The sequence below is a fragment of the Actinoplanes sp. NPDC051388 genome, assembly GCF_055586225.1.
Genome location: NZ_JBVJIP010000033.1, coordinates 1 through 16,024 on the forward strand (window position 1 = coordinate 1; position 16,024 = coordinate 16,024).

A 16,024-nucleotide genomic window follows, 5' to 3' on the forward strand; every position below is an offset into this window, starting at 1 on the left:
CGCGGGGTCGTCGAGCGCGTCGAACGCGAGATCCAGCACCGGCAGGGTCGCCACGCCGTGTGCGAGCAGGGCGATGGCGGACGCGAGCCGGACCCACGGTTGCGGTGAGGACAGCTCGGCGGTGAGCAGGCCCTGCCATCGCTTGGTGTCGGACAGTCTGCCCAGCCACAGCAGCCACTCGGCGCGGGTGGCCGGATCCCGCGCGGCCAGCAGGTAGCTCTCGGTCCGGTCGGCCGCCGCCGGGGAGACGCGAGCCAGGCCCGCGGTCAGCCGGCGGGCCTGCTCGCCGACCGGCCCCGGCTGCGCCGCGAGCTCGACCGCGAGCGCCTCGGCCGGCAGCACCGCCCGGATCAGCTCGATGTCGTACATGGTGACTTTCACCAGGAAGCGCAGCACGTCCTCGCTCGCCTGCGGGGCTGCGGCGGGCAGCATCCGGAGCAGGAACGGTACGGCCGGCGCGGTTGCCGTTGTGCTTCGGGAGTTGGGATAGAGGATGCGGGGCAACAGGCGGAACGCCTCCTTCCGGACGCGGTCGTCGGCGCTCGCCGCCGCGCGGAGCAGATCGGGCACGTCGTCGGCGGGGCCGTGGACGTGACTGAGCCTGTGCCACGGCACGTCGTCGAGGCCGGACAGGTCGATCCCGGCGGCTGGGACGGCGTCGCGCATCAGGTCGACGGGCAGCGACAGGCCGGCGGCATGGGGCGACACGGCCAGCGGTCGTGCCGTGGTCACGTCGGAGCCCTCCCCCCACACCTGCCAGCCGTTGCGGGCGGCCAGCCGGGCCACCACCGGCCAGAACGGGTGATCCGGGTCGGTGACCGGCCCGGGTCCCTTGGTGAAGATGTTCAGGCGTATCTCGTTGCTGGGCAGCTTGAGGAAGTGGGTCTCGACGTGGAAGCGCTCATCCGACCAGATCTCCCACGTGTCGAAGCCGGGCCGAACCCTCGGCAGGAACCGGCCGAGGCGCTCGCCCAGCTCGTCCCAGCTGGTCAGGGCCGGGCCGGAGTCCGGCCGCAACAGCAGCCTCTCCAGAGTGGTTGTTCTCATGTCCATGCTGACCGTTCTAGCAGGCCTCGCCCAGGATGCCATCGGCCAGCCGAGACCACTGCCACGCGGTCGCCACCCCTCAGGGAGAAGATCGCCGACGGGCCGGTATGGTCGCCGGCCTCATCCTCGGCGGTCGTCGGTGAGGTACACCGGCCGGCGATGCGGAGGGCCCGGCGGGTCGTTTTCGATTCCCTGCCCCGTGTGCCGTGCCAAATCTGTTCGCACCTGGTGTGAGCTGGAGTTCTGCGACCGCCGTGCATGATCGGCTGCATGGTTGTGCGTCTGCTCTACCTGACCGCGGTTCGCATGTTCGGCTGGCTGCCGCAGGTAACCCGCGGCGATACGGCGACGGTCGCCGAGTTGTTGGTGCTGCGCCACGAGGTCGCCGTGCTGCGCCGCCAGGTCGGCCGACTGCGTCTGTCCTGGCCGGACCGGGCCGTGCTCTGCGCTCTGGTCCGCAGTCTTCCCCGTGAGCTGTGGCGGCATCGGATCGTCACGCCGGCCACGCTGATGTTCTGGGACCGGCGCATGGTCAGCCGGCACTGGACCTACCCCAACCGGCCCGGACGTCCGCGGATCAGCGACGAGATACGCGACCTGGTCCTGCGGCTGGCCCGCGAGAATCCCGGCTGGGGGCACCGCCGCGTGCAAGGAGAACTCGTCGGGCTCGGCCTGCGGGTCGGCGCCGGCACCATCCGCCGGATCCTCACCGCCGCCAGGATCGGCCCGGCGCCCCGCGAGGCCGACACCAGCTGGCGGACCCTTCCTGCGAGCGCAGGCCTCCGGCCTGCTCGCGACCGACTTCTTCCATATCGACGCCATCACCCTGCGGCGGCGATCCGTGCTGGTCGTGATGGAGATCGCCGCTCGTCGGGTCCACATCCTCGGCGTCACCGCCCACCCGACCGCCGAGTGGACCACCCGGCAGGCCCGCAACCTGGTCATGGATTTGGGTGAGGGAACTGCGTCCTTCCGGTTTGCTGATCCGCGATCGAGACGCGAAGTTCACCGGCGCTTTTGACGAGGTATTCGCCGCCGAAGGCGTGGAGGTTGTCAAGACTCCACCGCGGACGCCGCGGGCCAACTGCTATGCGGAACGGTTCGTCCGCAGCGCCCGCGCTGAGTGCACCGACCGGGTGCGGATCTACACGAGCGGCACGCTCGCAGCGTCTTTGCCGAGTACGAGACTCACTTCAACGACCACCGTCCACACCAGAGCCTCGACCAGCACGCGGCCGAATCACGATCCAGCCCTTGTCGTCGCGATCGACGCACCGGTACGGCGGCGACGAGTACCCGCCGGCGTGGTCAACCAGTACTCACGAGTCGTCTGATCTGATCGAACGAGCCGCAGGTCGCAGGCCATGCGGCGAGTTTTGGCACGGCACAGGCTGTCGTGGCCTAGGAAAGGACCATTCGAGCGGCCCACCCTACGACGGTCTCATGGATTCTGAGTTCTACGCGTCGGCGTTCACGTCGACCACCAGGTGCCCCGCTGTGACGCCGACTGCGAAGCCTCGGCCGAACGGCGTACAGGAGAGCACGGGATAGTGGAGGGGTATCGTCCGGCCGTGGCCAGCGCTCACATCCCAAATCCGAAGGGACTGGTCATTGCCACCCGAGGCGAGCAACGTCCGGCCTTGGACATTCGACGCGCACAGGGCACGCACGCCGCCCGTATGACCATCGAGGACGCGGTCGAGCCTGTTAGCTCGCGGATCCCAGAGCCGCACCTTCCGGTCGTCGCCTCCGAAGGCCAGCAACGAGCGTCCTTCGACGGTCACCGCGCACATGCTCCGCACGACTACAGCTTGCTCATCGTATGAGGCGAGCATCCTGCCGTCGGCCGGGTCGAATATGACCACGGAAGCCCTGAACGCGCATGCCAAGAGCGTCCGTGTCGGTGCTGGCAGAGCGCAAATAGCCCGTACACCGCCCACATATCCTGATCGCGTATCGAAGCTGAAATGCTCCTCACCCGTGACGGGGCTCCATATCCTGAGCCACCCCTCGTTGCCGGCGGACGCCATCATCGTGGATCCCGCACCGGAGGAAATTGCACACAGCGCACTCACCGCGCCGGTATGACGCGCGAAGATCTGCGTCGGCACGCCGGTGACCGGGTTCCAGATCCGGACCGTCCGATCGTCGCCGGCGGACGCCAGCAACGGGTGACCATCGCTCATCGGAACCGGGCACAACGCCCGGACACCGCCGGTGTGACCCTCGAATCTTGCTTGCTGTCGGCCAGTATCAGGATCCCATGTCCGCAGCGTGCGGTCATCTCCTGCCGACGCGAGAAGTGATCGGCCCCTGATAGGCAACGCACACACGGCATAGACCCCGCCGGTGTGACCTTCGGGTCGTCGCTTTCCCTCGCCGGTGATCGGCTCCCACACGCGGACCGTCTGGTCGTCGCCGGCTGAGGCGAGCAATACGCGGCCGCTTACTGTTACGGCACATACGCTGCTCACACCACCGAAGTGCCCCTCGAACACTCGCAGTTCTGCAGCCGTGGCCGGATCCCACACGCGGACCGTGCGGTCGTCGCCGGCGGAAGCCAGCAGCATATGACCGCCCTCCGTCACGGTGCAGACGCTGCTCACACCACCGAAGTGCCCCTCGAACACCCGCAGTTCCGCGCCGGTCGCCGGGTCCCATACGCGAACAGTCTCGTCGTCGCTCGCCGTGGCCAGCAACATGCGACCACCGCGCGCCGGAAGCGTACATACCGCATTGACAGCACGCACATGTCCCCTCAGGACGCGTCGCTGCTCGCCGGTCGCCGGGTCCCATATACGCACGGTGCGGTCGTCACTGGTTGATACGAGGAACGGCCGGCCGGAGTCGTCCGAAACCGCGCAGACGCCTCGGACTCCGCCGGCGTGGCCACTGAGGACGCGTTGCGGCTCACCGGTGATCGGATCCCAGAGACGCACGGTTTCGTCGTCGCCGGCCGATGCGAGCAAAGGCAGGCCTGCCACTGTCGTCGAGCACACCGCGTTGACCGTGCCGATGTGGCCTTGCAGAACGGTGCGCAGATCACGGGTGAACGGGTTCCAGACGCGGATCGATCGATCATCGCCCACGGACACGAGAAACGTCTGCCCATCGCCGGTCGATACGGTGCATAGCCCTCGCACGCCGGCGGCATGTCCATCAAGGACTTCTCGTTCCACACCGGTGACCAGATCCCAGATTCGCACCGTCCGGTCCTGGCCGGCCGAGGCAAGGAGGTTGCGATCACCTGCCACCGGGATGACACAGAGGGCATTCACCCAGCTGGTGTGCCCATCTAGGGTGCTGTGTTCACTTCGCGGAGTGACGTGCGCCCACCGCGCCCGATAGGGCATACGCGGATGAATGGTCGTCGACGGACTGGCTTGCAAAGCCTGAATGACGTTGAGCAGGCCGGCCCGCTCGGGCGGTGATGCGGCAATCGCTTGGGGGGTGAGCCGCAGGAGGTGCGTTCTCTCTCGCCCCGCCGCCGTACGCGCATCCTCGGCCGCCGGGATAAGTCTCGGCAGATCGGCATGCAGGAGGTAGTTGTCCTCGTCGAGCAGTTCGTCGATCACCCCGGCTCGACTCGCATGTCCGGCCAGTGAGCGCAGAAGATAGGCTGGGGCGAGGGCCCAACTTCGCTTTTGACCTAGGGCGAGAAACGAACGAGTGATCCGTTGCTCGTCAGTGGCGTTGCCGCGCTCGCCTCTCGGCCTCAGCAGGGCGTCGTTGAGAGCCTGGTGAAACAGCCGGAAAACCGACTCGTTGTCTTCTTGTGAGTTTTCCACGAGAAAGTTCGCCGCAGCTGAGCGGGCGAAGCGGTCCAGCGTCGGTTCGCGGACCGATCCACCGAGAGCCTCGACGGCAACGCTCCAGAGCTTGGTAGTCCAGCCGGGTGCCTCTGCATAGGCCAAGGCAGTCAGTACGGCCCGTGCGGAGAGGCCGTCGACGGTAGGCAGCCAAGTCAGAAATGCGTCGAGGGCATCGTCGACGAAGGGAGTCAGGGTCACGGAGGAGGGCTCGGCAGGCTCCAGGTCGTACATTCCGCGTCGCCGAGCCTCCAAGCCGGCGACGAGGAAGTTTCCGTCGGCCAGTTCGGCAATCCGGCGAGCTACAGAGCCGGCTGCGTGGGGATCGGCGTATGGATTGCCGGGCCGTTCGTCACCGACCAGCCGGAGCGTCGCCAGCGCATACTCGTGTAGGTCGGCAAGCTCAAAGTAGTGGGCGTTATCGAGGTCGATGACCTTTGCCGCATCGGCGATCACCGCCAGGAGGTCGCCCCGCGAGTCGTTACGGCGCGTTCCGACGACGACCTGCGCCCCGAATTGCGCGCACGTCTGCACCAACGGCAGAACCACTTTGCTCATGATCAGCCGTACCTCGTCCGCGTTATCCGCCTCGTCGAGGGCGTCGATCACGATGTTGAACCGACCGGGCGCGAACGCCAGTCTTTCTCGTAAAGCGGCGGCCAAATCGTCGGGCTCGCGCGGTAGCGCGGCGGATGCGGCGGTGGCGATTTCGACCGCCACCTCGAGCGCGGTCTTGCCTTTAGCGTGCACGGCACAGGCGACCGATCCCTCGGTGGCCCGGACCGCTGTGTCGGCGGCTGGCAACAGTCGGCTGAGCTCCGCATCCGCGGTCGTGACAACCCGACCCAGCACTGCCGACTTCCCCACGCCGGGCGATCCGGTGACGACGAGAAGGCGCCGGTCCGGAGCCAAGCGATCGAGCCACTCCACGATCGCGGTCAGGGCTACCGACCGGCCACGGAACCGGTAGCCGTGTTCCGAACCCGTCGTGACGCCGCGAGCTCGGGGAGACCAATGACGGCCCGCTTCGCGGTCGGTAGCGAGTCGCCAGCCCCAGGAAGCCATCGCCACGGGACCGGCGTCAAGCGCTCGCCAGTCGACGAGCATCCGTAGCTTCTCGGTCGGCAGGAAGGCGTCCGCTTGAGCAACCGTGAGCGCCTGCGCATCGCCTTTCCGATCTCCTGAACCACGGGCCTGCCCGACGATTCCCACCACGGCACCATAGTCCGGAATCCAGAGACCCCCGCCGCTGAAGCCCCCCTCCACCGGGTACGGCGAATCGGTGTCCAGTCGGACCCAGCCGTGCGCGAGGCGCGCCCCGACCGTGCCCTGAGCCTCGTTACCGTTCGTTCGGCTGCTCAGCGGGAAGCCGAACGCCCACCAGCGCAACCCGACCAACGTCTCCGGCTCGGGTGCCCGTAGCCTTACCGGCTCGGCCTCGTCCGGCAAGTCGTGCTCGAAGTGGAGCACCGCCACGTCGGCAATGGCCGGCTCATCCGGGTCATATTCGACTCGAGCCACCGGACGGCGTACCCGCCACAGGGATGTCACCTTCGGGAACGAAACCCAGATCTTCTCGCGGATCCGATCTCCGTCGCGGACGACATGTGCGCAGGTCAACGCTCGTCGCGGTGCGATCACGACCGCTGTGCCGATCGGTGCGAATCCTCGCTCGAATCCGTGCACGGCAAGGGTCCAGGGGTCGGAGACGGGGGCGGCTGATCCGGTCACGCGAAGGCATCCCCGCCGGGATGCCACTTGAGGGTCACTTCGAAATTGCCCTCGGTCGCAGCCTTTGCCACCATCCAGTTCATCGTGCCGGAGACCTTGATCCCGAACTTCACTTCAACGTCCTGCGGAGCGAGCTCCCTGGCCCGGTCGAGGACCTCACGAGCCGCTTCCACCGCCGGTCCGATCGCCTCCCGTACCGCTCCCACGACCCGGTCCGCCGAGGCTTGCACGAACTCCTCGAGCGGTTCGATCTCGAATTGGACGACTGCGCCATTGTCAACGGCGTAACGCACCACCTGCGACATCTGTTACTCCTCGCTAGTCAGCGCATGCTACCGAGGTCGATTGATCTCCGGCATCGCCCGCCCAGCGTCTCGATTGGCCCTGTACCGTTCGAAAACCCGGTTTCGGCTACGCAGCCTGGGAGTACTCGCTGATCAGACCGTTGAGTACGCGTGTCCGGCGTAGCCGCACGGTGGCCAGATCCGTGACCGGGGTTGGGGACACATCCAGGGCTGGTGGGCGTTGCTCGCGGCCTTGATGGGGTCTGTGCTCGTTGTAGTGCCGGACGTATTCTTCGAGCGTGGCGAGCAGGTGCCGCGCGTTGTAGATCAGGATCCGGTCGAGGCACTCGCGGCGTACCGTGCGTACCCACCGCTCGGCGTAGGCGTTCGCGCGGGGCGCCCGCGGCGGCGTCCGTACGATCTCGATGCCCTCAGTAGTGAATACCTCGTCGAAGACGGTGGTGTACTTGGCATCCCGGTCTCGGATCAGGAACCGGAACGGCGAACTGTGGCTGGGGTGGGCGACCGGCATCCGCATGCCCGACGCGTTGCGGGCGCACGACCCGCTGGTCGCCAAGGCGGTCATCGGGCTGGAGCGGGCGGCCCGCGAGGGCGCGCCCGACCTCTGTGCGGCGTCCGCGGCGAGTTCCTGGCTGTTCACCTGCTCACCCGCCACGGCGATCGCGGCCGCCCGGCCTGTACCGTGCCAGAACTCGTCGCACACACGGTGAGCTGGGATTTCCCGGTTCATGGTAACGATCATCGGTGTGTTGATTCGACTGCTGTACCTGATGATGATCCGGCTCGTCGGTGCTCTGGGGCTGCTGGTCCGAAGCGATACCGCGGTGCTGGCCGAGGTCCTCGCCCTGCGCCATGAGGTGGCGGTGCTGCGCCGACAGCTGAACGGCCGGCCCCGGTTGGCCTGGCCGGACCGGGCCATCCTGTCCGCGCTGACCCGGCTACTGCCCACAGCCGTGCGAGTCCACCGGCTGGTCACCCCCGCCACGCTGCTCGGCTGGCACCGGCGGCTGCTGCGCCGCCACTGGACCCACCCGCGCAGAGCAGGCCGGCCACCGGTCAGCGACGAGGTCCGGGACCTGATCCGACGCCTCGCCCGAGAGAACCCTCGGTGGGGACACCGGTGCATCCAAGGCGAGCTACTACGGCTGGGCCATTACGTCGGCGCGGGCACGATCCGCCGCATCCTCGCCACCCGGCGGCTCGGCCCGGCACCACGAGCCGCGGACACCAGCTGGCGGACGTTCCTCCGCGCGCAAGCCCACGGCCTGCTGGCCATCGACTTCTTTCATGTCGACACGATCCTGCTACGGCGCCTGTACGTACTGGTGGTGATGGAGGTGACCACTCGCCGCGTCCACCTGCTCGGCGTCACCGCCAACCCGGGCAGTGCTTGGGTGGTCCAGCAGGCCCGCAACCTCGTCATGGACCTCGACGAACGAACCAGCCGGTTCCGGTTCCTGATCCGAGATCGAGACGGCAAGTACACCGCGGCGTTCGACGAGGTCTTCGCCGCCGAGGGCATCACCGTGGTCAAGATCCCGCCGCGGACACCGCGGGCGAACTGTTTCATCGAACGGTGGGGTCGTAGCCTACGTGCCGAGTGCACCGACCGGTTGCTGATCTACCACGAACGACACGCCCTCGCGGTGGTCGGCGAGTACGTGGACCACTTCAATGATCACCGCCCGCATCAAGGCCGGCAACAGTTGCCGCCAACCACGACCCGGCCGTCGTGATCGCGATGGATACCCCGGTACGACGCCGACAACGTCTCGGCGGCGTGATCAACGAGTACCACCGGGCACCTTGACGAAATCTTCAAAGTGCCAGCCCACAGCCATGTACGGGGTATTGGCACGGTACAGGGTTATCGCTCTGCAGGCGGCGGACCGCACCGCGGGCGTTGACCTTGTACACGCCCACCTCGACGAGCAACTCCCGCATCCGCGCTTTGTCGGACGTGCTGTAGATCGGCTGGGCGATGAGGGTGTTGAACTGCTGGTAGGCGGCCAGGATCGGCTCGCCGGCCGCCCAGTCGGTGGTGTCGAAGGCTTTCGGTCTGCTGAACAGGTTCTCGACGTTGAACGACGCCACCGTCACCGCAGCCATCAACGCCCCTTCGCCGTCTTGGTGTCGGCTCGAGCTTAGGTCCGCGCCAAGGGTGACGTCTGTCCCCCGATCCGCCTCAACCCTTCATCACTCTGTGGGCTGTTACGGCCCCGGCTCAACATCCTCGACCGGGCCCCGCGTGCTGCGGCGAGGTCACGCCCGGCGCCAGGAGCAAACATCGCCATTGGGGGAGGTGGAGGCTACCGTTCCGAACGGGCGTGGTTGGGGTGCTCAGTGTGGACTTCGCGCTACGCCGCGGGCATGTCTACGGGGGGCAGGGCCGCGCCCGCGACTCGGCCGTCCGACCACTGTGGATAAGGTGTCGCGGTGCCTTCCCAGGATTCTCCCAAGCAGAGCCCGGCTGCCATCGTCGGTGTGGTGCTGATCGCCGGCGCGGCGATCTACATGCTGGTGGTGCTGGTGGCCGGCAGCGTCGTCGGGCGGGGTGATCAGGACGAGGCGCTGGCCAGGCTATCCTGCGGAGGTTACGGCTTCGGGGCGACTCCCATACCCGAGCTCAGCGTTGAGTGCCCGGCGCCGACGACCGCGCCGGCTACGACGTTCGGGCTGCCCGTGTCCGAGTTCCCGGCCGGGCCGGTGCTGGCCGAGGGATACCTCGACCGGCTGCAAGCGATCATGTTCTCGGTGGCGCCGCGGCAGGAGATGCTCAACAACGCGGCCGCCATCGACCAGCGGGTGCAGCACTACGACGACCTGATCGCCGTGCACAACCAGGTCCGGACGTGCGGGGCCGCACCGGCGACGGCGGACGGCGGCAAGGGGCTCCGGATCTCCTTGTCCGGCACCCGCGTCGTCTCGTCTCACCCGTCGAGCGCGAAACTCTCCCTGCGCGTGGTGGAGCAGACACCCTCGTGCGTGACCGCCGCTGAGCCGTCATCCGGCCAGATCGCCGGCACGACCGACCTGACGGTGACGTTCGCCGCGGGCACACTCGGGGACGGCCGCGAGGTCTGGCAGGTGACCGCGCTTCGGGCGTGCCCGGTCACGCCGGAACCGCTCCGCAAGGCGGTGCCCGGCACGCTCGGCGCGTCGATCCCGCGCTCCGACGACGCGTCCCTGTTTACCACCGTGAGCAACGACCACGCCTGCTAGCGGTAGTTTGTCGCCTTCGTAACCTTCTTCCGCTCTGCGGCGTTGCACCGGCTGGTGTCGGGTCGAGTGGCTTGGGCACGCAGGAACATCCGCAACTGGTGTCCACCGTTCGCGGTGCCGGACCGAGTCGCCGGGTGGCGAGGATGCGCCGGATCGTGCCTGCGCCGACGTGGTGGCCCAGCTGCTGCATTTCGCCTTGGATCCGGCGGTGTCCCCGACGCGAGTTGTCGTGTGCGGGGCATCGGATCAGGTCGCGATCTCGTCGTTGACCGGTGGTCGACCGGTTTTTACGTGGATGGGTCCAGTGTCGGCGTAGCAGCCGCCGGTGCCATACCAGCAGTGTTGCCGGGGTGACCAGGCGGTGGGCCCGGATCGCAGTGGGTAGTAGCCGGGCCAGAGCGGACAGGATAGCCCGGTCGGGCCAGGACAGCCGGGGCCGGCCGTTCAGCTGCCGCCGGAGCACTGCCACCTCGTGGCGCAGGGCGAGGACCTCGGCCAGCAACGCGGTGTCGCGATGGACCAGCAGCCCGAGACGGGGTCAATAGGTCAGAGCTCGGGCAAAGGGTCCAAGGGGAAAATGGTAAGGGGGACTCTTCCGGTGGTGGAAAGAACGGTGACGCGCCAAAGAACGGCGCGCGTTTTGAAGTAGACTCGCGCGGCGTCATCAACGATGCGGCTAAACCGTCTACCAGGCCCTACCAGAAATTTACGCGCGACGAGACGCAAAGCCGAGCAGCGCAGCCTGGAAAACAATGGTGGAAGGACACGATGCGATGATTGTCGAATCGAAACAGTCCCGGCCACTCAGTCGAGAAAGGGAAGGCCAATACCCCGTTATGAGGGTAGAATCGATCATATGATACCGAGGTCACTTGAAGGGTCTGGCGAGCTATGGAAACGTGCGGTTAGTATGTGACCCCTGCAATCGTGGATGGGGAAATATTCCCAAGGGTCTCATCTAATGGATCACGGCTGGCCGGGACTGTCTAGCGGCGCCTCGGCCGGCCACGGCCGTACACTGAAAGGGCCACATGGCCTCCCCGATGAGTGTCATTGACGCCGACCACGTGAAGATTCGCTATGAGCTGCCATCGGACGGCGACGGGTGGCCACCGGTGGCAAGTGAGGACGTCTGGGCCATCCGTGTCGGCCCAGGTGTCGTCCGCATCGACAGCGTGCCGTGGTTCGTCGATGACCTCGCCCTCAACGACCTGGTCCAGGTTTCCGAGAACGACGGAACACTTCGAGCGGTCGACCGTCTGCAATGGTCCGGTAACTGCACGATCAGGCTTGCAATCGCGACTGATGATTACGACAGCGACGATTTGCTGGATATGGCAAGTAGGCTCAATGCGCTGAACGTCCAATGCGAGGGCATTCAACAATTCGGAATGATTGCAGTCAGTATTCCGCGGGACGCAGATATAGCCCAGATGCAACGGCTGATCTTGGATCAGGTCGGCACTGGGAAATGGGAGTACGAAGAGGGATACGTCAGCGAGGCCTGGCATGCGGGAATGCCCTGATATCGACCTCTGCAACTGCCTCCGGCTACAGCACGTTTCCCAAGTCGGCCACGAGATCCCGCACGAGAGATAGCAACGGGCAGGACGGCGGTGCGGGTCACTCTCATGCGTGACCCATCGAGGTGAGTTGGCCGGTGTACTCGATGCGGTGTTGCCATTCGTTCGGCCACGCGATCACTCCTCGATGTGCGCCGAGGAAGGCGCCGGTGAGGCAGGCGATGGAGTCGGAGTCGCCGGATGTGGCGGCGCTCAGGCGAGTGCGATCACGGGGTCGTTGGCGTGTCTGATGGCGCAGAGCAGGCTGGTGGCCAGTGCCTCTTCGGCGATCCAGCCCTTCGCCAGTGATTCGGCAGGGGCCGCCGCCGTCGTCAGTCACGTTCATTGCCGCGTCGAGTCGGTCCAGGATGTCCAGGCATTCGTCCCAGCCGCGGGCGATGAACTCGGCTGCGGTGGTGATCCCCGGTTGTTGCCAGAGGTCGCCGAGCCAATCTTCTCGGCAGACCTCGCGTTGCTCGTCGGCGCGGGCCCGCAGCAGGGCCGGTAACCCTCCGGGGGCGGCGCCGTCGCGGAGGACGCGGACGGCGTATGCGGTCAGTTCGGAGGCGGCGAGCGCGCCAGGTGGCTTCTGCTGGTTCTAGCGCCTGGGCTGTGTGGATGGGCGTTTGGAGGTTTGCACCGCCCGAACGGAAGCCCGTGTAGCGACGAAGGTCGGGTCGTCAGGCGCCCGCCGGCCGGGGGAGCTGGCCGGCGAAGTCCGGGCTTGCCTCAGCGATGTGCACGGCTGAACCGTCCGCGCTGAGTTCCGCGTTAACCAGTCTCGGCAGGCTCACCGCCCGGAAGACAAATGGTGAGATGAGGATGGCGGCGAGCCCGAGCAGGATTGGGATCATCGGAGCGGCGTTAGGACCGTCGTCGAACGCGGCGACCACGAATCCGGTGACCATCGCGAGGAGACCGCCGACCAGGAGCACACCCGCGAGGACTAGACCGGCAGTCCGGCGGCGCACACACTGCTGGCACAGTGGCCAGTCCGTCACTTTGACGATCTTGACCTGCTTGGTGTATTCCTCGGCGCGGTTGAGTGAGGTGTAGCCCGGCTGGAACACTTTCGCCTTCGACCCGATCTTCGGGTTGGAGCGCACCGCGAACGTCACCCGTTGCACCGCCGGGAGCCCATGCGGTGCGCATCGGTCGGGCAGCGGCGGTTCCTGGGCCAGCCAGCCGGTCGGGATGTCCACCGTCGCCCGTGCCGACACGAGGTCCTCCAAGATTCGTCGTCACCGATACGATGCCTCGACAATCAGCGTACTCACACCAGTCACGGGGGGTCACCGGTGACGTTCATCGCCAACCACAACACCATCCGCTCCTTTGCCGGCACCATCGGCGGGCTGACCGACGACGCCGATCAGGCCGTCGGCTATGCCCGCGAATGGCTCGGCATCGGCTACGCCGAAGGGCGCATGTTCGCCACCGTCGTCGAGACCGCCACCAACGTGCGCGAAGCCCTCGTCGACAACTACACCGCGCTCGCCAGGCTGGCCGACGCCTGCGAGCAGGAACTCACTTCGGCCGCGAACGAATACCGCGACACCGACCAGGCCGCAGCCGCCCGCGTGGACGCCACCTACTGACAAGCCGCGTCCACGAAAGCGAGGACATCGATGGCAGACGCACCCGCCGCCGCCCTGACCACCCCGGTCGCCGAGGCGCCGATCCCCGACCTGGTGAACAACATCCTGGGCGGCAAGCAATACATCAGCCCGTCCTACTGGCTCGGCTGGGCCATGGAGAAGGTCTGCGGAACCAACCCGTTCGACTGGGTCGCCCAGCAGTTCGCCGGCGACTGGAACGCCGCCGCCGAAGCCAGCTCCGCGCTGAACAACCTGGCCGAGTTCAACACCCGCTACGGCGACACCATCAAACAAGCCGCCGGCAACGTCATCCCGCACGACTGGGACGGCAACGCCGCCACCCAGGCGCAGACCTACTTCAACGAACTCGCCGCCGCACTGCAGAAACAGGTGTCCGCGCTCAAGGACATCGCGTCGCAGTTCCGCAGCCTCACCGCCGGCATGGAAGAAATGGCCCAATCGCTGCAGAGCCTGCTGCAGGACCTGCTCGACTGGCTCATCGCCATCGGCATCTCCGCCGCTGCGGCCGCCGCGTCCAGCTGGACCGTCGTCGGAGGGATCGCCGGCGCCGCAGCCACCGCCGCGTCCATCTGGAATGCCGTCAAAGTGTGGTACCTCGCCCTGGACGCCCACGACGCCGCCTGGGCCGCCGTTCAAGGTTTCGTCGGACTCTGCGCCGGCTACCTCGGCGCCATCCACGGCATGCAGGACGTAGCCCTGCCCGGCGCCTACAACCACCCCGGGGTTTGAGACATGTCAGACCCCCGCGACGAACCCACCATGGCTGTCGCCCACGGTGACCCCGCCCTCGCCCGCCACCTGCGCCGATCTCTCGAGGAACTCCGCGACCGCAGTGACAACGACGACTTCCGCCGTCTCGCCGACGACGTGCTCAACGGGCGCGCCAATCTCCGCGACGTCTACTTCACCCCCGCCTTCGCCGCCGGCATCGACCCCGGCACGCAACAATTCGCCGAACGCTGGGACCAACTCAGCCAAGACGAACAACAACAGCTCGCCGAGCAAGGACGCCAACAGCTCGACGAAGAACGCGACCGCATCCAACGAGAAGACGAGCCCGAATAGCACTCAGCCCACGCCTAAACCGATGACGCTTGTCCGGCCGCACGCCGGCCAGCCCGGGTGCGACCCCGCCGAGGTAGTGCTTCCGAGCCAGCTCGATCCCGACGCGCACGCCGGGCGCGAGCTTGGACTTAGGACGGCGAAGGCCCTGCTGGGTCGGCAGGGCCTTCGCCGTGGGTGCCGCAGAGGCTCCCAGTGCCCGGGGTCGCGCGGGGAGCGCGCGAGCTCGGGGTGGTGTGCGTGCGTTAGGCGGGTTTCTCGAGCCGGTCGAGTTTTTCGTGCAGGGTGGCGTGGGCGTGTGGATCGGCGATCCAGACGCCGCATGTTTCGCAGTGTGCGCGGCCGGGTGCTACGAGGCCGTCGTGGAGGGTGACGGGGATCGGTTGGTCGTCGTTCTCGGCGTTGAGCCACAGCTCGAACCAGGTGTTGTGGATCTCGTCCGGCTCGATGCCGAGCGCTTTGAGCAGGCGTGCGAGGTTGTCCCAGGGCGGGCTTTTGCGGGCCTTGAAGATCCGGCAGATCGTCGATGCCGAGAGCCCGCTGTCCTTGCCGATCACGCGGTAGGTGGGTCGGCCTGCTTCGCGGTGGGCCAGTTCCAGGCGGCGTAGCAGTCGGCTCAGGGCACTGTCGTCCTGGGGCTCTTCGCCGTTCGGGGACTGTCCGGTCACGAGGGTGAACATGGCCATGATGTTCGCCGTCCAGCCGGCGCTCACGGGCGAGCGGTGTTTGCGGGCGCCGGCCGGCATGTCGGCTACACCCCCCGCCGTGGGGTGATCGGACGCAGGACCCGGGCGGCGACCTCGCCGGCGATCACGCTGGCCGTGCCCGCGATGAACGCGACGTCGCTGGCGTCGTAGCCGCGGACGATGAGGATTACGGCGAGTGCGGTGACCGAGCAGGTCACCACGATCGACGGGACGGGCCCGGCGTCGACGAGGATTCGGCGGGTGATCTCGGCGCCGAGCAGGGTGACGCCGCCGGCCAGCAGCAGCGCCTCCTGTAGCGGTTCCCCGGTCAGTAGCAGCGTGCCGGCGCTGGCGTGGACGACCACGACCAGGACTGCCGCGTACCAGGCGTTGCGCCGCTCGTGACGGGGTGTCCCCGGCGTGGAAGACCGCTCGGGCTCGGCGAGGTGGCCTGCTGCCTGCGGCCATGGTTCTGGCGGCTGGTCAAGCGGGTCCTGGGAGAACCGGGGGGTTGAAACGGTCACGACGTTCCTACTCCTTGTCTTGTCCTGGGCAGCGTGTGCTGCTCAGGCGTGGGGGGGGGGGGGGGGGGTTCCCCCCCCCCCCCCCCCTCTCGGCGGTTTTTTCGGGAAAAAAACACCCCCCCCCCCCCCCCGTGGCAGAGGGGAAAAAAACGGGTTTTTTTTTTTGTGTTTGGGTGGGGGGGGTGGGGGGTTGCGTTGTGCCCTCCCCCCCCCCCCCCCCCCCCCCCCCCCCACGCTGCTGGTCCGGGCGCTTTCGAGGAAAGAACACCCTTGGCCCTCGCTCCGGGTGGAGCGGGGAACCAGGTGCGGCTTTACTGGTGGCAGTCCAGTGATCCAAAGCCGCAGTTCACACATCCTCCCCTATCGGGAGCATTTTTCATCGCGGGTGCACCACATTGGAACAAGAAGATCTCCGTCGGGGCCAAAGGTCAATTTTCGGGAACGGACATCCGTACTC

General features: G+C 67.1%; 16 protein-coding genes and 1 pseudogene. 8 read left to right on the top strand and 9 right to left on the bottom strand.

Annotated elements, in window-relative coordinates:
- The coding region (locus tag ACZ6TI_RS46430) for a hypothetical protein (RefSeq protein ID WP_465351719.1) at positions 1 to 1,047 on the bottom strand (1,047 nt) is incomplete at its 3' end.
- A gap of 270 nt (positions 1,048 to 1,317) precedes the next feature.
- On the opposite strand from ACZ6TI_RS46430, the gene ACZ6TI_RS46435 reads away from it, so the two are divergent.
- Positions 1,318 to 2,004, top strand: a complete 687-nt coding sequence (locus tag ACZ6TI_RS46435; protein WP_465351720.1) for a transposase family protein — start codon at positions 1,318 to 1,320, stop codon at positions 2,002 to 2,004.
- On the top strand, positions 2,001 to 2,381 hold the full coding sequence (locus tag ACZ6TI_RS46440) for an integrase core domain-containing protein (protein WP_465351721.1): 381 nt from the start codon (positions 2,001 to 2,003) through the stop codon (positions 2,379 to 2,381). The genes ACZ6TI_RS46435 and ACZ6TI_RS46440 overlap by 4 nt, the downstream gene beginning before the upstream one ends.
- A 123-nt stretch (positions 2,382 to 2,504) precedes the next feature.
- On the opposite strand, the gene ACZ6TI_RS46445 is transcribed toward ACZ6TI_RS46440, so the two are convergent.
- The 3 genes from ACZ6TI_RS46445 to ACZ6TI_RS46455 all read right to left on the bottom strand — a co-directional run bounded on the left by ACZ6TI_RS46445 (position 2,505) and on the right by ACZ6TI_RS46455 (position 7,622).
- Positions 2,505 to 6,587, bottom strand: a complete 4,083-nt coding sequence (locus ACZ6TI_RS46445; protein ID WP_465351722.1) for a trypsin-like peptidase domain-containing protein — start codon at positions 6,585 to 6,587, stop codon at positions 2,505 to 2,507.
- Complete coding sequence (locus ACZ6TI_RS46450; protein ID WP_465351723.1) at positions 6,584 to 6,892, bottom strand: CU044_2847 family protein; 309 nt, start codon at positions 6,890 to 6,892, stop codon at positions 6,584 to 6,586. Before ACZ6TI_RS46450 ends, ACZ6TI_RS46445 begins: the two co-directional genes overlap by 4 nt.
- Before the next feature lie 106 nt (positions 6,893 to 6,998).
- Positions 6,999 to 7,622 carry an integrase core domain-containing protein gene (locus ACZ6TI_RS46455; RefSeq protein WP_465351724.1) on the bottom strand — a complete coding sequence of 208 codons (624 nt, stop codon included), beginning with the start codon at positions 7,620 to 7,622 and terminating at the stop codon, positions 6,999 to 7,001.
- 19 nt (positions 7,623 to 7,641) lie between these two features.
- On the opposite strand from ACZ6TI_RS46455, the gene ACZ6TI_RS46460 reads away from it, so the two are divergent.
- Positions 7,642 to 8,628, top strand: a complete 987-nt coding sequence (locus ACZ6TI_RS46460; protein ID WP_465351725.1) for an integrase core domain-containing protein — start codon at positions 7,642 to 7,644, stop codon at positions 8,626 to 8,628.
- Positions 8,629 to 8,710: 82 nt separating this feature from the next.
- Here the strand turns inward: ACZ6TI_RS46460 and ACZ6TI_RS46465 are convergent, their stop codons facing one another.
- Positions 8,711 to 9,001 (bottom strand): hypothetical protein, encoded by a 291-nt coding sequence (locus ACZ6TI_RS46465; protein ID WP_465351726.1) that lies wholly within the window; start codon positions 8,999 to 9,001, stop codon positions 8,711 to 8,713.
- Between the two features lie 327 nt (positions 9,002 to 9,328).
- Here ACZ6TI_RS46465 and ACZ6TI_RS46470 point away from each other — a divergent pair, with 327 nt between their 5' ends.
- Complete coding sequence (locus tag ACZ6TI_RS46470) at positions 9,329 to 10,114, top strand: hypothetical protein (RefSeq protein ID WP_465351727.1); 786 nt, start codon at positions 9,329 to 9,331, stop codon at positions 10,112 to 10,114.
- Between the two features lie 1,043 nt (positions 10,115 to 11,157).
- A complete protein-coding gene (locus ACZ6TI_RS46475; RefSeq protein ID WP_465351728.1) occupies positions 11,158 to 11,640 on the top strand; it encodes a DUF4265 domain-containing protein in 483 nt (160 codons plus the stop codon).
- A gap of 103 nt (positions 11,641 to 11,743) precedes the next feature.
- On the opposite strand, the pseudogene ACZ6TI_RS46480 reads toward ACZ6TI_RS46475, so the two are convergent.
- Together ACZ6TI_RS46480 and ACZ6TI_RS46485 are read right to left on the bottom strand one after the other, a co-directional pair.
- Positions 11,744 to 12,259 (bottom strand): annotated as a pseudogene (locus ACZ6TI_RS46480) (ADP-ribosylglycohydrolase family protein); the annotation flags it as partial.
- A 97-nt stretch (positions 12,260 to 12,356) separates the two neighbouring features.
- The gene (locus ACZ6TI_RS46485; protein ID WP_465351729.1) at positions 12,357 to 12,908 is read right to left on the bottom strand and encodes a hypothetical protein; all 552 of its coding nucleotides are present in this window, start codon (positions 12,906 to 12,908) and stop codon (positions 12,357 to 12,359) included.
- 66 nt (positions 12,909 to 12,974) lie between these two features.
- On the opposite strand from ACZ6TI_RS46485, the gene ACZ6TI_RS46490 reads away from it, so the two are divergent.
- From ACZ6TI_RS46490 to ACZ6TI_RS46500, 3 genes are read left to right on the top strand one after another with little or no spacing between them, the layout of a single operon-like run.
- Positions 12,975 to 13,274: a hypothetical protein gene (locus ACZ6TI_RS46490; RefSeq protein ID WP_465351730.1), complete on the top strand. Its 300-nt coding sequence runs from the start codon at positions 12,975 to 12,977 to the stop codon at positions 13,272 to 13,274.
- A 30-nt stretch (positions 13,275 to 13,304) separates the two neighbouring features.
- The gene (locus ACZ6TI_RS46495) at positions 13,305 to 14,024 is read left to right on the top strand and encodes a hypothetical protein (protein ID WP_465351731.1); all 720 of its coding nucleotides are present in this window, start codon (positions 13,305 to 13,307) and stop codon (positions 14,022 to 14,024) included.
- A gap of 3 nt (positions 14,025 to 14,027) precedes the next feature.
- Entirely contained in the window at positions 14,028 to 14,360 is a 333-nt protein-coding gene (locus ACZ6TI_RS46500) for a hypothetical protein (RefSeq protein ID WP_465351732.1), read from the top strand.
- A gap of 242 nt (positions 14,361 to 14,602) precedes the next feature.
- Here the strand turns inward: ACZ6TI_RS46500 and ACZ6TI_RS46505 are convergent, their stop codons facing one another.
- A complete protein-coding gene (locus tag ACZ6TI_RS46505; protein WP_465351733.1) occupies positions 14,603 to 15,103 on the bottom strand; it encodes a helix-turn-helix domain-containing protein in 501 nt (166 codons plus the stop codon).
- 5 nt (positions 15,104 to 15,108) lie between these two features.
- Entirely contained in the window at positions 15,109 to 15,567 is a 459-nt protein-coding gene (locus ACZ6TI_RS46510; RefSeq protein WP_465351734.1) for a hypothetical protein, read from the bottom strand.
- Positions 15,568 to 16,024 lie beyond the last annotated feature (457 nt).

Bases quoted from the DNA above. Each gene is read 5' to 3' on its own strand.
- ACZ6TI_RS46505 (WP_465351733.1), bottom strand. From the start codon at position 15,103: ATGCCGGCCGGCGCCCGCAAACACCGCTCGCCCGTGAGCGCCGGCTGG.
- ACZ6TI_RS46475 (WP_465351728.1), top strand. From the start codon at position 11,158: ATGAGTGTCATTGACGCCGACCACGTGAAGATTCGCTATGAGCTGCCA.
- ACZ6TI_RS46450 (WP_465351723.1), bottom strand. From the start codon at position 6,892: ATGTCGCAGGTGGTGCGTTACGCCGTTGACAATGGCGCAGTCGTCCAA.
- ACZ6TI_RS46465 (WP_465351726.1), bottom strand. From the start codon at position 9,001: ATGGCTGCGGTGACGGTGGCGTCGTTCAACGTCGAGAACCTGTTCAGC.
- ACZ6TI_RS46455 (WP_465351724.1), bottom strand. From the start codon at position 7,622: ATGAACCGGGAAATCCCAGCTCACCGTGTGTGCGACGAGTTCTGGCAC.
- ACZ6TI_RS46495 (WP_465351731.1), top strand. From the start codon at position 13,305: ATGGCAGACGCACCCGCCGCCGCCCTGACCACCCCGGTCGCCGAGGCG.
- ACZ6TI_RS46435 (WP_465351720.1), top strand. From the start codon at position 1,318: ATGGTTGTGCGTCTGCTCTACCTGACCGCGGTTCGCATGTTCGGCTGG.
- ACZ6TI_RS46500 (WP_465351732.1), top strand. From the start codon at position 14,028: ATGTCAGACCCCCGCGACGAACCCACCATGGCTGTCGCCCACGGTGAC.